General features: G+C 58.4%; 15 protein-coding genes. 8 read left to right on the forward strand and 7 right to left on the reverse strand.

Annotated elements, in window-relative coordinates; translation table 11 throughout:
* Window positions 1-145 precede the first annotated feature (145 nt).
* The 5 genes from VG146_19140 (at window position 146) to aroC (ending at window position 4,145) form a co-directional block, all read left to right on the forward strand.
* Window positions 146-490 carry a hypothetical protein gene (locus VG146_19140; protein HEV2394471.1) on the forward strand — a complete coding sequence of 115 codons (345 nt, stop codon included), beginning with the start codon at window positions 146-148 and terminating at the stop codon, window positions 488-490.
* 147 nt (window positions 491-637) lie between these two features.
* Entirely contained in the window at window positions 638-1,411 is a 774-nt protein-coding gene (locus VG146_19145; GenBank protein HEV2394472.1) for a hypothetical protein, read from the forward strand.
* Between the two features lie 94 nt (window positions 1,412-1,505).
* Complete coding sequence (locus VG146_19150; protein ID HEV2394473.1) at window positions 1,506-2,561, forward strand: low specificity L-threonine aldolase; 1,056 nt, start codon at window positions 1,506-1,508, stop codon at window positions 2,559-2,561.
* A gap of 14 nt (window positions 2,562-2,575) precedes the next feature.
* A complete protein-coding gene (locus VG146_19155) occupies window positions 2,576-2,983 on the forward strand; it encodes a peptide chain release factor-like protein (protein ID HEV2394474.1) in 408 nt (135 codons plus the stop codon).
* Between the two features lie 82 nt (window positions 2,984-3,065).
* On the forward strand, window positions 3,066-4,145 hold the full coding sequence (gene aroC / locus VG146_19160; GenBank protein ID HEV2394475.1) for a chorismate synthase: 1,080 nt from the start codon (window positions 3,066-3,068) through the stop codon (window positions 4,143-4,145).
* 3 nt (window positions 4,146-4,148) lie between these two features.
* On the opposite strand, the gene VG146_19165 is transcribed toward aroC, so the two are convergent.
* Window positions 4,149-5,279 carry a prepilin peptidase gene (locus tag VG146_19165; protein ID HEV2394476.1) on the reverse strand — a complete coding sequence of 377 codons (1,131 nt, stop codon included), beginning with the start codon at window positions 5,277-5,279 and terminating at the stop codon, window positions 4,149-4,151.
* Window positions 5,266-6,183, reverse strand: a complete 918-nt coding sequence (locus VG146_19170) for a shikimate dehydrogenase (GenBank protein HEV2394477.1) — start codon at window positions 6,181-6,183, stop codon at window positions 5,266-5,268. The genes VG146_19165 and VG146_19170 overlap by 14 nt, the downstream gene beginning before the upstream one ends.
* A gap of 60 nt (window positions 6,184-6,243) precedes the next feature.
* On the opposite strand from VG146_19170, the gene VG146_19175 reads away from it, so the two are divergent.
* Entirely contained in the window at window positions 6,244-6,396 is a 153-nt protein-coding gene (locus VG146_19175; GenBank protein HEV2394478.1) for a hypothetical protein, read from the forward strand.
* 170 nt (window positions 6,397-6,566) lie between these two features.
* A complete protein-coding gene (locus tag VG146_19180) occupies window positions 6,567-7,238 on the forward strand; it encodes a DUF2959 family protein (protein HEV2394479.1) in 672 nt (223 codons plus the stop codon).
* Window positions 7,239-7,331: 93 nt separating this feature from the next.
* Here the strand turns inward: VG146_19180 and VG146_19185 are convergent, their stop codons facing one another.
* The 5 genes from VG146_19185 to VG146_19205 all read right to left on the reverse strand — a co-directional run bounded on the left by VG146_19185 (window position 7,332) and on the right by VG146_19205 (window position 13,241).
* Window positions 7,332-11,234: an FtsK/SpoIIIE domain-containing protein gene (locus VG146_19185; GenBank protein HEV2394480.1), complete on the reverse strand. Its 3,903-nt coding sequence runs from the start codon at window positions 11,232-11,234 to the stop codon at window positions 7,332-7,334.
* Window positions 11,227-11,433 (reverse strand): hypothetical protein, encoded by a 207-nt coding sequence (locus tag VG146_19190; GenBank protein ID HEV2394481.1) that lies wholly within the window; start codon window positions 11,431-11,433, stop codon window positions 11,227-11,229. Before VG146_19190 ends, VG146_19185 begins: the two co-directional genes overlap by 8 nt.
* Window positions 11,430-11,990 carry a hypothetical protein gene (locus VG146_19195; GenBank protein ID HEV2394482.1) on the reverse strand — a complete coding sequence of 187 codons (561 nt, stop codon included), beginning with the start codon at window positions 11,988-11,990 and terminating at the stop codon, window positions 11,430-11,432. Before VG146_19195 ends, VG146_19190 begins: the two co-directional genes overlap by 4 nt.
* Before the next feature lie 5 nt (window positions 11,991-11,995).
* On the reverse strand, window positions 11,996-12,268 hold the full coding sequence (locus tag VG146_19200; GenBank protein HEV2394483.1) for a WXG100 family type VII secretion target: 273 nt from the start codon (window positions 12,266-12,268) through the stop codon (window positions 11,996-11,998).
* 70 nt (window positions 12,269-12,338) lie between these two features.
* Window positions 12,339-13,241, reverse strand: a complete 903-nt coding sequence (locus VG146_19205) for a rhomboid family intramembrane serine protease (protein HEV2394484.1) — start codon at window positions 13,239-13,241, stop codon at window positions 12,339-12,341.
* Between the two features lie 198 nt (window positions 13,242-13,439).
* Between VG146_19205 and VG146_19210 the strand changes: the two genes are divergently transcribed.
* Window positions 13,440-14,279, forward strand: coding sequence for a hypothetical protein (locus tag VG146_19210; GenBank protein ID HEV2394485.1), 840 nt, complete (start codon window positions 13,440-13,442; stop codon window positions 14,277-14,279).
* The last annotated feature ends 83 nt before the right edge of the window (window positions 14,280-14,362 follow it).

A 14,362-nucleotide genomic window follows, 5' to 3' on the forward strand; every position in this document is an offset into this window, starting at 1 on the left:
AGAATAATTGGGCCGAACTTTGTCCCCCGGCACATCTAAAAGGGAATTCTCACCACTGAATTTGAGGAGACTGTGAAGATGTTTTTCAGCGTTAGGATGCATCCAGGGTGAAATTTTGGCATCCCAATTGCTGTCACAGGTTTGGATGATACTGAGCGCAGAAGCTTTGGAGATTATTGCTTACCTTAAAACCAATCCTGGTAAATTCTTCTCCTTACAAGAGATTTCCCGCAAAGCTGGGGGGCGGCGGCGGTTCGAGGAAACCCCGGGCTGGGCCAGGAACATGATGTCCCCTTTGCTCGAATCGGGTCTGATCGAGGTCAACGCGCGCGGGCACTACCGTGTGCCGGGAGGCGGACAAGCCCCCGCACCCGCAAATCCGCCCGCTCCCAAGGCGCGCAAACCACGAGGCAAAATCCTGGGCGGCGATTACTTTCCCGCCAGCGAAGGCCCCCAGATCGTGGGCGGCGATTATTTCCCGGCAAGTTGACGGTGTCCTCTTGCTGCGCGCTTGCCCCTTAAGCTCGAAGGTCTTTGAGTGGCTGGCCCGGGCCATGCTCTGTAAAGGGATTCTCGAGCGCCAGGCTGAAAAACGGGCTGGTTGGGATGCAGCTTGGACAATACGAATGCCAAAATAATGGACACCAGTGCCACCGAGTTGCCGCAGACCTTTTATCAGGGGCGCGTCATGCTCGGGAAGCCAGGCCACCGCGATGTTCCGCCCGAAAGAGATAAGTTTAAGAAAGGTGTCCTTATTGGCAGCATCTCATTGTGCCTGGCTGGCTGCAGCCTGGTCCAGGTAGTCACACCCGCCAAAACACCGGAGAAACCTGCGGCTGTCGAAACGCCAACGAATCGGACCACTTCAATTACGGGTCCGGCAAGACATTCTGAAGAGCCGCAAAGGGCCTCTCCTATCGTCGCTCGTCAATCATCTCAGAGCCTCGTCATTGCCAATCCCCCTTCCCGGCCTGTTCCGACTACAGCGACTAAGGGAGCCGAACAACTGACTGAACCGATTCCAGCCGCTCTCGAACTCCCGGCAACACCCACCAGAACACAACCCCAGTCAGCCCATGTCCAGGCGCCTCTTACAGTGCCGGCTGCGGCCGCGATTAGTGACCCGACTCCGAACCAACTGGTCCTGAAAGGACCGCCTCAACCGCAGCGAGTTGTCGGAGAGGATCGAAAAGCCTATTATCTTCTGGGGCTGTTGCTCTGTGTGGCGGCATTGGCAGGAGCCTGGCGGCTGTATCCTTTTGGCCGCAAACAAAAGTCGCCGCAAGGAAACAAAGATGATCTCATTACCCCGCCGGGGTTCGTTCTCAAAGAAGCCCCCGCCTGCGCCGCTGAACCGATGATCGGAACCATTTCGTTCCCTGGGGAAAAGGCTCGCAAAAAGAGCAAATGATAGCGGCGATTTCTTTCCGCTTTCCACTTTCTGCTTTATCCAATGAAATCCTTCCTTTCCACTCTGCTGCCGTGCGCTATGATCGGACGCATCTATGATTACGGCCATTCAGCTCCGCCGCCATTTCGCCAGTGATAACTATGCCGGGATTTGCCCGGAGGCCTTTGCCGCCCTGGTGGAATGCAACGAAGGCCATGAGGTCAGCTACGGGGATGATTCCTGGACACAAAAGGCCTCCAACCTCCTGCGCGAGGTGTTCGAGACCCATTGCGAAGTGTTTTTTGTCTTTAATGGCACCTCGGCCAACGCGCTGGCGCTGGCTTCTCTATGCCAATCTTACCACAGCATCCTCTGCCACGAGGTAGCTCACGTCGAAGGCTCCGAGTGCGGGGCGCCCGAGTTCTTTGCAAACGGCACTAAGGTGCTGCTGCTGCCCGGCGCTATCGGAAAGATCGATCCCAAATCCATTGAAGGGGCCGTCAACAAGCGGACCGACATCCACTATCCCAAACCGCGCGCCCTGAGCCTGACGCAGGGGACCGAGGTCGGCACGGTTTATTCCCTGGAGGAGTTGCGCCAATTGGCAGATGTGGCCCGCCATTTCCAATTGCGCATTCAGATGGACGGCGCCCGCTTCGCCAATGCCGTCGTGTCGCTCGGAGTTGCTCCGAAGGAAATCACTTGGCAATCGGGTGTCGACGTTCTGTGTTTTGGCGGGACCAAGAACGGGCTGGCAGTGGGCGAGGCGGTGGTTTTCTTCAATTCGGAGGCGGCGCGGGAATTTGATTATCGTTGCAAGCAAGGCGGCCAATTAGCCTCCAAAATGCGGTTCCTTTCGGCTCCGTGGGTGGGCATGTTGCAGGATGGCGCCTGGCTGCGGCACGCCCGCCACTCCAATGCGATGGCCCAACGCCTCGAGGCGGCAATCCGGCCCATGCCCGGCGTCCAAATTGCTTACCCGGTTCAGACCAACGCGGTTTTTGCTAAAATCCCCGAACCGGTGGTGCAGGCAATGCACGAGCGGGGCTGGAAGTTTTACACGCATGTTGGTGGCTGGGATGAGTCACGGCTCATGTGCAGTTGGGATACAACAACCGAGGACGTGGACTCCTTTGCTGCGGACTTAAACGAGTGTTTGACACTTCGATAGAATTCCCTATGAGCATGTTCCCGGTCAGTCAGGAAAAGGAAACACAACTGGCTCGGCGCATGGCCGCTCTCGGCGCCAAGGAGAGCGATCTCGACGAGACCTTCGTCCGGTCCGGCGGGCATGGCGGCCAGAATGTGAACAAAACCGCCACGTGCGTGATGCTGACGCACCGTCCGACGGGCTTGCAAGTGAAATGCCAGACCACACGGCAGCAAGGTTTAAACCGCTTTATCGCCCGGCGCCTGCTGCTGGATAAAATCGAAGCGCATCAGCGCGGTTACGTGGCTGCTGAGCGGGCGCGCATCGAGAAGATTCGCCGTCAAAAACGCAAGAGGAGCCGCCGCGCCAAAGAACGAATGCTGGCTGACAAAGGGCATCACTCGACCAAGAAAGAATTGCGCCGCCCCCCTTCTGCGGTTTGAGCGAAAAGTGGTGGGAAACCCAATACTCCAGCACTCCATCACGGAATTTGACCCCGCTCTCGTTCTTGAGCACTCTAGCGCGATGGGCAACATATTTGGGCATTTGTTCCGTATTGCCACTTGGGGCGAGTCGCACGGCGGCGGTGTAGGCGTAGTCGTGGACGGCTGCCCGCCACGGCTCGAACTGACCGAAGCGGATATTCAACCCGACCTGGACCGGCGGCGTCCCGGCCAGTCCAAAATCGTTTCGCCCCGGAAGGAATCGGACATCGTCCAGATTCTTTCTGGCACATTCGAGGGCAAAACACTTGGCACACCGATTTCTCTTTGGGTTCGAAACGAAGATGCGCGCCCGGAGGCCTACAGCGAGATGGCAAAAAAATTTCGCCCGTCCCATGCCGATTACACGTATCAGGCCAAGTTCGGCATTCGCAACTGGCAGGGGGGCGGGCGCAGCAGCGCGCGGGAAACCATTGGCCGAGTGGCCGCCGGGGCGATTGCAAAAAAAATTCTTCGCCAACGTTATGGGGTCGAGGTGCTGGCTTATGTGAGGCAAGTCCAGCGCCTGATCGCCGAGGTCGATCCGCAAAAAGTTTCTGCAAAGGCGATTGAGGCGAACATCGTTCGCTGCCCGGATGAGCAAACAGCCAACAAAATGATCCGCCTCATCGAACGCATGCGCAAAGCAGGCGACACCGTGGGCGGAATTGTGGAAGGAATAGCGCGCGGGGTTCCTCCCGGTTGGGGTGAGCCGGTATTCGACAGGCTCGAAGCGGACCTGGCAAAGGCGATGCTGAGCTTGCCGGCGTCAAAAGGATTCGATATCGGTTCAGGATTTGGCGGCATTCTGCTAACGGGCACGCAGCATAACGACGCGTTCCGGTCGAGAGCGGGAACAGTGTACACCACCTCGAATCGTTCCGGGGGCGTTCAAGGGGGAATCTCGAATGGGCAGACGATTTATTTCAGGGTGGCGTTCAAGCCGGTGGCCACTGTCATGCACGAACAGGAAACCGTGGATACGGACTTGCACAACACGACACTGACCGGGCGAGGGCGTCATGACCCCTGCGTGTTGCCGCGCGCGGTGCCCATGGTGGAAGCCATGACCGCCTTGGTGCTGGTGGACCATGCCTTGCGCCAAAAGGCGCAATGCGAGTGAGCCTCACCGGCCCGCCATTCCCAGCATGATGTTCCTGTACCACTCAATCAAAGCGGGTCCGGCAAAAATCCAGATAGCAGCAGCCAGCGCGATATAGGGGCCATAAGGCAGACGCGACGAGAGCGCCCGCTTTCGCAAGATGACCAGCAACACTCCCACAATTGAGCCGATGAGGGAACTAATCACTAACGAAAAGATTATTGCCTGCCACCCTAAAAAGGCCCCGATGGCGCCCATGAACTTCACATCACCCAAGCCCATCGCCTCGCGCGGCAAGACGATCTCGGCGCTGACGGCTTCAAGCACCAGCACGTCCTCCGGGTTTAACTGCTCCTGGCCTATCTCGAGCCGCGCCGGGCTAATCCGCACCTTCACGTCTTTGTAGCACCGGTCCACCAACTCAAGGGTTTGTGCCTGCAGCGAGATGGTGTCGGATTGGCGGTAAAAGAGGTCCTCATACGCGATTTCGCTATCCGGCAGCCGAACCGTTGTCTCGGTAAACAGGATGCGCGAGTCCGCCGGGAGCTTAATCCGGTGACGGCCAAAGAGCAGTTTGCCCATCCGCAAAATGCCATAGATGAGCCCCGCCCCAAGACCCATCCCGATAAGGCTCTGCTTCATTGAGCCCGCGACAGAGGTTTGTCCGTGCAACGCCGGTACGAGCGCCGAACAGATAAACCCAACCACCATCCCGCCTATGGTGATTTGGTCGGGAATGATGAAATGTTCGAAGTCGATGAACGTGGCGACAATCAGGCCGGCCAGGAACCCCGCATCGATCAAAGCCACCCAGACCGAGCGATGCCCGAAGGCCAGCCAGCACCCCAAAAAAACAAGCCCGGTCAGCAACTCGACCAGGAAATACCGAATCGAAATCGGCGCCCCGCAATTGCGGCACTTGCCCCGCAGATAAAGCCAGGTGACCAGCGGCACATTGAGATACCATGGGATGGAGTACTTGCAGTGTGGACAATGCGACGGAGGCGTCACAATGCTCTGTCCCAAGGGCAGCCGGTGAATGCACACGTTGAGAAAACTGCCGACCATGCAGCCAAAGATGAACGCAACCACCGACCAGAATTCAAAGGGCATCGCCCAATAGCGTGAGTCGAACATCGGACTAAGCATAGACATTCTGTTCCAATGCCCGGCGCATAATATCGAGTGGCGCCTTGCGACCGCTCCACAGTTCAAGCGCTCTGGCCCCTTGATGGAGCAACATCCCCAACCCATTTGACGCCCGGCACCCCGCTGCCCGGCCGAGCTTTAGCAACCGCGTTTCGGCAGGACGATAGATCATATCATAGACTGCGCCCGCCCTCTCCAAAGCGAATTGGGTCTCATCAAAGGGAAAGGGATCGCTCGGCTTGAGCCCCAGCGACGTCGCGTTGAGAACCAAATCCACCGGTCCCGTTGGATAGTCCAGCGAGGTCGTCACCGCCGGAAAACGGGCCTGGATTTCCTCGGCTACGGCCACGGCCTTGCTACGGGTGCGATTGACCAAAAAAAGCGCCGCGGCGCCTTCGGAGGCCAATTTGAGCGCGGCTGTGCGGCCCGCTCCGCCCATGCCCAGTAGAAGGATGCGCGCCCCGGCTAACGTGAGGCCCAGGTCCTCGCGCAGCGCGCGGTTGATTGCGTCGGCGTCCGTGTTGAACCCGTGGGACCTGATAGCGCGAGGTGGCTCAGGAAACTCCGCCAAGGCCTCCCACTTGCCGTGTTCATCTTTGCCTTCAAACCGGACGGTATTAACCGCGCCCCAGGTTTTTGCAGTGGCATCGAGCGCATCCATCATATCGAGGGCCAGGAGTTTGTGCGGGACGGTGAGATTCACGCCGATGAAATGCATCGCTTTAGCGCCCTCGATGGCCGCGCGCAAGTCATCCGGATGCACTTCACAAGCTAGATAACGCCAGTCCAACCCAAGGGCGGCCATCCCGGCGTTCTGCATGGCCGGCGAGGCCGAATGCCGGACCGGATGTCCAAACACCGCGCAATAACGTGTGCGGGCATGGATAGGCTCGTTGAATGGTTCCGGCACGCGGTGGTTATAGGGCTAAGTGTTGCATTTCACAATAACCAATGGTAGGTCAATTACACCGTGCTCTTGGATGAAAAGGACCTTGTTGGCGCCCGGTTCAACGGCGGAGAACTGCCGACAACGGTTATCCTGGATGCCCAAGGCCGGGTGCGGCGCCGCTTTGTCGGTTCGCGGAGTCTGGCTGTGTTCGAGGCAATGATAGCTGAGCTGTAACCCCGCCTCAGAATTGAGATGCGCCAGGGAAAGCAGGTGGCGCGGGTGGAGTTCCTCTCCAAGGAATTTCCTGGGGGTTTTGGGCAGCAAACCCCATGTCCTGGCTCCAGCGGGGGCGCTATGCTGCGTTCATGCATTTGAATCTATCAACGCCATAGGACCGATCTGCTATGATTACACCCAATCTGAAATCTCCCCTCGTACCTCTCATCAATAGGGCCTCTGTTCTGCTGTTGGCTGCCGGGCTGGCCGGCTGCGCTTCTCCCGGGTACCGCAAGAGCGACTCTGCCGCCAGGAGCATGCAGACTGCCGCAGCGGAAGTTCAAGCCGAGAGCCGGGCAATCGACCTGACACTCGGTTCGTTGAAAGACCTTGAAACTGAGCCAGGCGCTGATTTGAAACAACCCTACCGCCATTTCAGCGCTTCGTTGGAACACCTGATAGCCTGCGCCCGGCGCACGCAGAACACTGGCAAAGCCATGGCCGAGAAGAATGCAGTTTATCTGCAGGCATGGGACAAACAGCTCGACGCGATTAGCTTTGAGCACATCCGCGACCTCAGTCAGGCCCGCAGAACCGAGGTAGCCAATCGGATGGCCGCAATCAACCAGCGTTACCAGCAAAGCCAGCAAGTGGTTGAACCGCTCATCTCGTATCTCCTGGATATTCGCCGCGCGCTGGGCTCTGACCTCACAACGGGCGGTCTTGGGTCGATGAAAGAAATCGTCGAAAATGCCGGGACGAATGCCGCCAAGGTGCAGAGTGCCCTGAACGCATTGACGGGTGAGTTGGCCAATTCCGGCACCCAGATGTTATCCTGGGCGCTGCAGGCAAAGGAATAGATACAAGTCCTTAGCGGAAGCAAAGCAGCGGAGGACTGCCGCGGTCCAAAACGCTGGCGGGGTCACCAACGCCGTCCCGCTGCTTTTATGCTTTTATACCGGGACACGCGGAAGCAGCCGCTCCAGATGCTGTCCGGCTTGTTCGAGCCATTCCCGTTCCGGCAATGCATACGGGCGGAACGTTTCCAGGTAGCCTTCCTGGGCGTTGAAGAACAAGGCGCGATGCAGGCCCAACAGACCGGCTTTGGGATTATCAATCAGGCTCGCCGAATCGTTGGCGCTCATTTGAAAGAGGACCCGCATCTCAAATTCGCTGAAGGCCTTCCGGCTCAGGAAACGATTGACCGTATTGTAGGTGTCGCACGCGGCAATCACATGGAAACCCAGCCGGGTCCCATCGCAGACCAAATCATTGAGAACGACCGCCGGATTAGGCTCCGCGTCGGCATCGGGCGCGGAGAAACCAAACTCCTCCTCGTAGCGCAGCCTGGTGAATCGTTGCAGGCCGTGAATGAACAGGAAGACCGGCGGTGCGCTTTCCGAGTCCATATCTTCAGCGCGCTTCTTGCGTTCCTCGCCCAGTTCTTTCATGATGTTCCCCATATCCCCGGGCCGAGCGAGAGCCACTTGGTGCGGGATAAGGTTGACAACCCTCTCCAGATACTCGCGCGCCGGGGTGCCCGGAGGGCTGGCGTCACACAGGAAAAACCGGGCGTTGCCCGGCGCGTATTGAGCCGCGAGGCACAGCAACCCAATCGACACCAGGCCGAGGATAGTCTCCTCGCGTTGGCCAACGATCAGCAAGTTATTGCCGCTTTGCCGTTGAAACACCACCTCGGTCGGGCCCTTGATCGAGTTGGGTGCGCCGAGCCAAATGCGGGCGGCTGCAACCGGTTTTTGAACTTTGGCCTCAAGTAGAACCCGTAGCAGCACATTTTCTTGCACATGCGCCGGGGCGTTGCCTTCAAAAACTATCGGGCCGGGAAATGCCTCTCCGAGGCTGTCCGCCCGTTGGCGGACCTTGGCCAGGTTCGCATCCCGAACATCCTCAGGCAGCCAGACAACCTGGAATGGGCTGTTGCCTTCCAGGGCGCCGGCCATATCGTTGTAGATGCCCTCGCCCGGCCTGGATAGAAGGCGCGGGGCGGGGTTGTTTTCATCCATGATCAGATAGGCGTCGGCCTCGTTGCACTGAAGGGCAATACGGATGACCATCTGGCCGAGGGTGGTTCGCGCCACGGTGTAGGCCCCGCCGAGCGTCTGCGAGCCAAGCAGGACATGGATGCCAAAGGCGCGCCCCTGGCGCACAATGCGGTCCAGCAGCAGGGAAGCGGTTTGGGCGATGCGGTCATCTTCGACGAAGAACTCCTGAAACTCATCAACCATGAGCAGGGTGCGCGGCATGGGTTCCCTGCCCCCTGCCCTTTTGTAGCCGGCAATATCCTGCGCGCCCAGTTGGCGCAACAAATCTCCGCGGCGCCTGAGTTCGTCATCAACGCGCTGCAGCACGCTCAAGCCGAATTCCCGGTCGCTTTCGATCGCCACAACGCGGGCATGGGGCAGCCGTTTGGCAGCGTAGCATTTGAACTCGACGCCCTTTTTGAAATCGACCAGGTAAAACTCGACCTGCTCGGGACTGCACCACAACGCCAGATTGGTGATGATGACGTGGAACAAGGTGGATTTGCCGGAACCGGTTTTGCCCGCGATCAACCCGTGCTGCCGTGTGCCCTTGCCGATAGCCAATTGCTGGAGCTTGGTCGCTCCGGTCCGTCCGATGGAGACCACCAGTTCCTGGGCTGTTTCCTGGCTCCAGATTTCTGATTCCGCCGGCGCGACTTGCTTGAAGGGGACCTCGACGCGGCTGGAGTCGCGGCTGAAGCGGCCAATCAACTGGATGAACTCGGTGGCAAGCTCGGGCGGCGGCGGCTCATCCAGGGCCAGTTCGGCGCCGGGTCTGGGTTTGCCGCTGATGATGAGGCGGGAATCCTGTTCGCTGACGCAGAGGCTGCTCTTGCGCAGTTCGTCGGGAATGAAGTCCTGGGGCAGCGGCTGCCGCCGGTCCCAGTGAATGAGCGTATAAACCCCGCACCGGGCGCCGCTGGCTGCGATGCTCAGCAACCGTTTCGCAGCCGTATCCGTAAAATTGGCCGGAAAATCCGCCACCACAAGGAAATGATATTTCTCAGCGATGACCCCGGCCTGCTCGTTGTATTCGGCAATGGTTTGATATTCATTGCGGAGATACATCTGGATGACCTTTTCCATGTGCTCGTTGAGGTCGGCCAGCTTTTGCTCGATCTGCGTCGATTGCGTCCAAATGCGGTTGTTGATGATCTGCTCCTCGAAATCAGCCAGGTGCATCACGCCGGCAAAATTTTGGCCTAGCCCGACCGGATCGAGGATAGTGAAGTTCAAGCGGCCAGGCGGAGCGGTCGAGAGCAGGCGCAGAATAATATTGTTCAAGGCGCCGATGGCCTGGACATGACCCGTGCCTCCCGTCTCAAACAAAATGGAACCCTGCTCCGGGTAAGCCAGGCACAGCGGGGCCGAAAACCGCGCCGGTCCGGGCAAGGCCAAAGCGCGGTCCTTGGGGAGGGCCTGACAAAGCTGGGCGACATCGACCTGCAATTCTGCAAAGCGCGCGGCCTGGGAGAATTGAGCCGGCGGTTTCCAGTCTGCCCAGGGATACACGTTCCAAGCAGGAAACAATGTTGCCGCCGCTGTGGAAGCGGCCTCAAGAGTTTGGTAAATGGGGACCAGGCGGCCATTCCATTCGGATTCCAAATCGCGCCGCTGGGCCTCGTATTCCGCAGTCAACTTCGCCTCCTGCTCTTCGGAGGCGCTCTTGAGGGCTTTGAGCCGGACGGCCGCTGATGCTTTGAGCCGTTGCGTCAAAATATGATATTCGCGTTCGAGCCGTTCCAGCCGAGCGCGATGCGCCCGTTCGTTCCTGGAATGGACGCTCACGGCCCGCTCATCGCTGCGCATCCGCCAGGAGACGCGCCACTCGCCGGCATCGGCCAGGGCCTTTTTCAATTCGTGATCAACGCTCGAAGTGGTGCTCTGGAATTCGCCGTTGGCCCGGTCAAGTTCCTGGACGTAGTGCGCTTCGGATTGCTGGTGGCAAACATCGTGCAGGCGCCTGGCATGGGCAAGGGTCCTGGAAATTGAAAGGGCCAATGGCCGGGCTTTTCTTCGAGCAATGAACCATGCGGCCAATATCAGCAGCAGGCTGGCCCCGGCGCTCACCAAGGCCGTTTGCAAGGAAATCCTGCGAACGCCCGAATAGGTCAGCAGCCGGGCTGCGGGAATTTCGCACAGCGCCAGCGCCAGCCAGGCCGGCAGAAACCGAACCAACGGCAGCGGGAGGAATTTGCGAAAGCGGCTAAGCTCGCCTCGAGCCTTTTGCGCCTCATCGCGCACCCCGGCTAAGAGGCGGACTTCATCCTGGGATGGTTCGGTGGAACTTTCTCCATACGCTCGCAGGAAAAGACGCCGGTACCCGCCCAACCCGCCAAACGAGCGCTGCGCCAGGGCTTCTAATTCCGCCAGTGCTTCTTCCTCGGTTTGCAGACCGCGCCGGAGTTCCTCAATCCTTTTGCCGGCGTCCGCCAGTGCCGTATCCCGGTCCTTCTCGGCTTGCAACATGGCCCGCTGCAGTTCGTATTTGCGTCCGCCGATCTGTTGCTCGATTTTGACGAGGCCCTGTTCCTTGCTGGCCTGGTAGGCCTTGCCTATCCGCCCTTTGCGCTGCTCATAACGAGTCTGCGCTGCTGCCTTTGCGGCCCGATAATTGGCCTCGGCTTCGGCAGCATCCGTTTTGAGTTGACGGGCGTGTTCTTCGTCCGCTGCTTCTCGACGCCGGCGTTCCTTGGCTGTTTTTACCTGGACCTCGCTGGCGAGCGCATTGGCGCGCGCGGCGATTTCGTTGATCGTGGTTCGCAGCCCTTCCACGAGTTCCAATGTCTTGCCTGCTGAAAGTTGGCTACTCACAATCCTTCCGAATCTTGCCGACGAGTTTGTCCAGTTGTTCGACCACGGTGACGGATTTATCCACGGTGCTCATCAATTCGACGAGATACCTGCGCTCGAATTCCTGGCTCTGGGCGTCATTCCAGTACTGCTTGGTCTGTTGCCAGTGGACCCATAGCTCCTTGGTGAGCGCTGCCAGGCGCGTCGAACTGGCGCTCATTTCAGCTCTCCCTTCTCAGTGGCCGATTCCGGGCTCTCCGGGCGGACGGCGTCCTGCAAGGCTGCAGCCACCGGGCTTGCCGGGGAGCCGCCCTGGGAATAGGCGGCCAAAGTATTGATGGCTTTGGTCAGGAAGGTGACGGCCTGGACCATGTCATTGGAGAAAACGGTGTGCAGTTTTTCCACTTGTTTAACCAGCGGCTGCACCCGTCCATCAAACTCGCGCTGCCATTTCTTGACCAGGCGCAATTTCATCTGCGCCTCTTCGACAGTGCGTTTGGCGCGGTGCACGGCCATTTGCTGGGCCGCGGTTTCGTGACCCAATTGGCTCAAACGCGCGCTAAAGAGGGCCTCCTGGGCCTGCTCGAGTTCCTTGGTGCAGCGGCGCAACTGGCCTTCCCAATGGGCGCGCTGGTCATTTTCAATCCACAATCGGGTCCGCAGCACATCCGCCCCAATTTCCTCGAGCGCCGGACGCGCCTGCCCCAAATAAACGATGAGATAGGCCCGGAAGGCGCTCAAGGCTTCGAGAGAGGTGACACGGGCTTGTTGGGGCATGGGCGCTATCGCTGGTTAAGATACTCCTCGATGCGCTGGGCTTTGCGCAAGAGATAAGGCGTTTGCTGGTTGGACACCTCAACGAATTTTTTGAGAGCTTTCATAATCTGCCGGAATTCCTCAGCAAACTTTGCGTGCTCCTGGTCCTGCCAGGTGTCGCCCAGCGCGGCAAACCGGGCTTGCAAGGAGGAGATCTTATCTTGCAGGTCGCTGTTGAACCGCTTCAGTTCATCAGCAAAGCGGCGCACCTGCGCGGGGTCCATGATTGCCTGGGCCATAATCATTCTTTCTCTTAAGTACCTGCAGCAATGTAATACAGAATCCGAATTTGCTCTGGAAGAAAAGGTTTCAGCGATAGTGCAGGCTCGATAGGTATCCCCAACCCGCGCCGATGACCAATCCTGCCGCATGCGCTGTATTTGCTATTGGACCCAACAATCCCGTGAGGCAAACCACAAACCAAACGATCATCATGGTCACCGTCGAGGGATGCAGATAAAGACCCGAGCCCGGGTCGAACTTACCCCGAAGCCAAATGTAACCTAACAAAGCATAAACCACTCCTGACATGCCACCAAAAGCAGCAGTGTGGCCGATATAAAACTCAGCCACATTCGAGATGGCGGCGGACACCATCACTAAAGCAAGCAGAACCAATGAACTTTGCCGCGCTTCAATCATGCTGCCCAGGTCTCGCAGCCAGAGCATGTTGAACAGGATATGCAATACGCTGAAATGCAAAAAGATCGGCGTAATAAGACGCCAAATCTCCCCATTCCGGATTTCGGGCAGGCTGGCATTGAAGCTCCCGCCCAACCCAAACTGGGTAATACTGAGCGCCATGAGGGCCTGTCCGTTGCTCCCGGAGCGCATCCAAAGAAAGACCCCGACACTGATGACGATCAGCCCAAAGGTAAGCGGTCCAAAACCATACGCCGTAAGCGGACGAAAGAGGTACCGGCGGGTTTGCAACCGCTGCCGGTAAGCTGCATCACTTTTTTCCTTTTTTGCCCGCAATCCCGCCGCGTCGGATTGCGCCCTATACTTCGGATCGGTGGGGTTTCTCTGGTAATCCTGCAGCAGTTTTGCCGCGCCTTCAAGTTTGTCCTCGTCATGGACCCAGATCGCCCACCCGTCACTGGGCTGGCTTTCAACGCGGTTTTCGATGCCCTGGACGTAGAGATAATCGCCAAAAGCCCGCGCAGCAGATTCGGTGGCCAGATGGCCGATCAAACGCATAACTTTCTTCATCCTACCGGCAAAGCCCCTGGGAAAGACAGAAAAATGGGAGCAGGAATATGACCCCGGACGCTTGAATGCAGTTCTCTGGAAAAACACGCGCACCCGAAGAATCCTGTCGCGCGCCCTACGAGTCCGTAAGAACCTGTTTCTGCTTTCTCCTGTTTCGGCCTTGCCGCCAGGGTGGGGCATGCCTATGATATAGACTGCATGATATTGGTCCGTTCGGGAATCGTTTGGTTGGCCACGGTGTTTTTAGCGGCTGCGAGTGCCAGTGGGCATGCCGCTTCGCGCCCCGAAAGCCCGCCTGGGCTTGATGAGATTATCCAGAAGGCAGTCGCCTGCGCCCAGCACAGTCCATCCAAGGAGCGCCCCGCGCGCTATACTTACACAAAAGCCAGTATCATCGAGCAACTGGACGCTACCGGCCACGTCAAGGAGCGCAAAGAAAAGGTTTACCAGGTCTCCTTCCGAGACGGCCTTACCTACGCCAGGCTGGTCGAAGTCGATGGCCACGCACCCGCCCGGGCGGACCTCAAGAAGCAAGCCGAGAACGAAGTCAATGTGCGTCAATTATTGGGCCAAAACACACCAGCCGGGGACAATCGAGAGAGTTTTCTCACCCCCGAGCTCGTTGCGCGCTTTGATTTTAAACTCCTGGACCAGGATACCATCAACGGGCGCGCGGCTTATCGCATCAGTTTTCAGCCCAAAATCCCCGGACCGCCCGCGCGCCATATCGTGGACCGCTTGCTCAATCGCATCTCCGGCACGCTCTGGATTGATGCCGGCGAGTTCGAGGTTGCCCGGGCCCAAATCCAACTGGGGTCCGAGGTGGACTTCCTCGGCGGCGTCATCGGTTGTTTGAAGAAGCTTGCGTTCACAATCACACGCACCCGCCTCGCCGATGGTGTGTGGCTCAATAGCGATTCGAGCGGCGATTTCGAAGGGCGCAAGCTGCTGGATTTTCTTCGCATCAAAACCAAATCGCAATCGACAAACTTCCGGCCCTTGGCCCAAAACAGTTCCGGAACCCAAGCAGCCGGGTAGAGGCAGAGTTGCCGCTATTCGTCCTCCTCCTCGCGGCCGTCCTCGTTCTCGAAACCCCTGCGATCGCAAAAAAATTCGTGTTA

Source organism: Verrucomicrobiia bacterium, from assembly GCA_035946615.1.
In the GTDB taxonomy this organism is placed as follows: domain Bacteria; phylum Verrucomicrobiota; class Verrucomicrobiia; order Limisphaerales; family UBA8199; genus DASYZB01.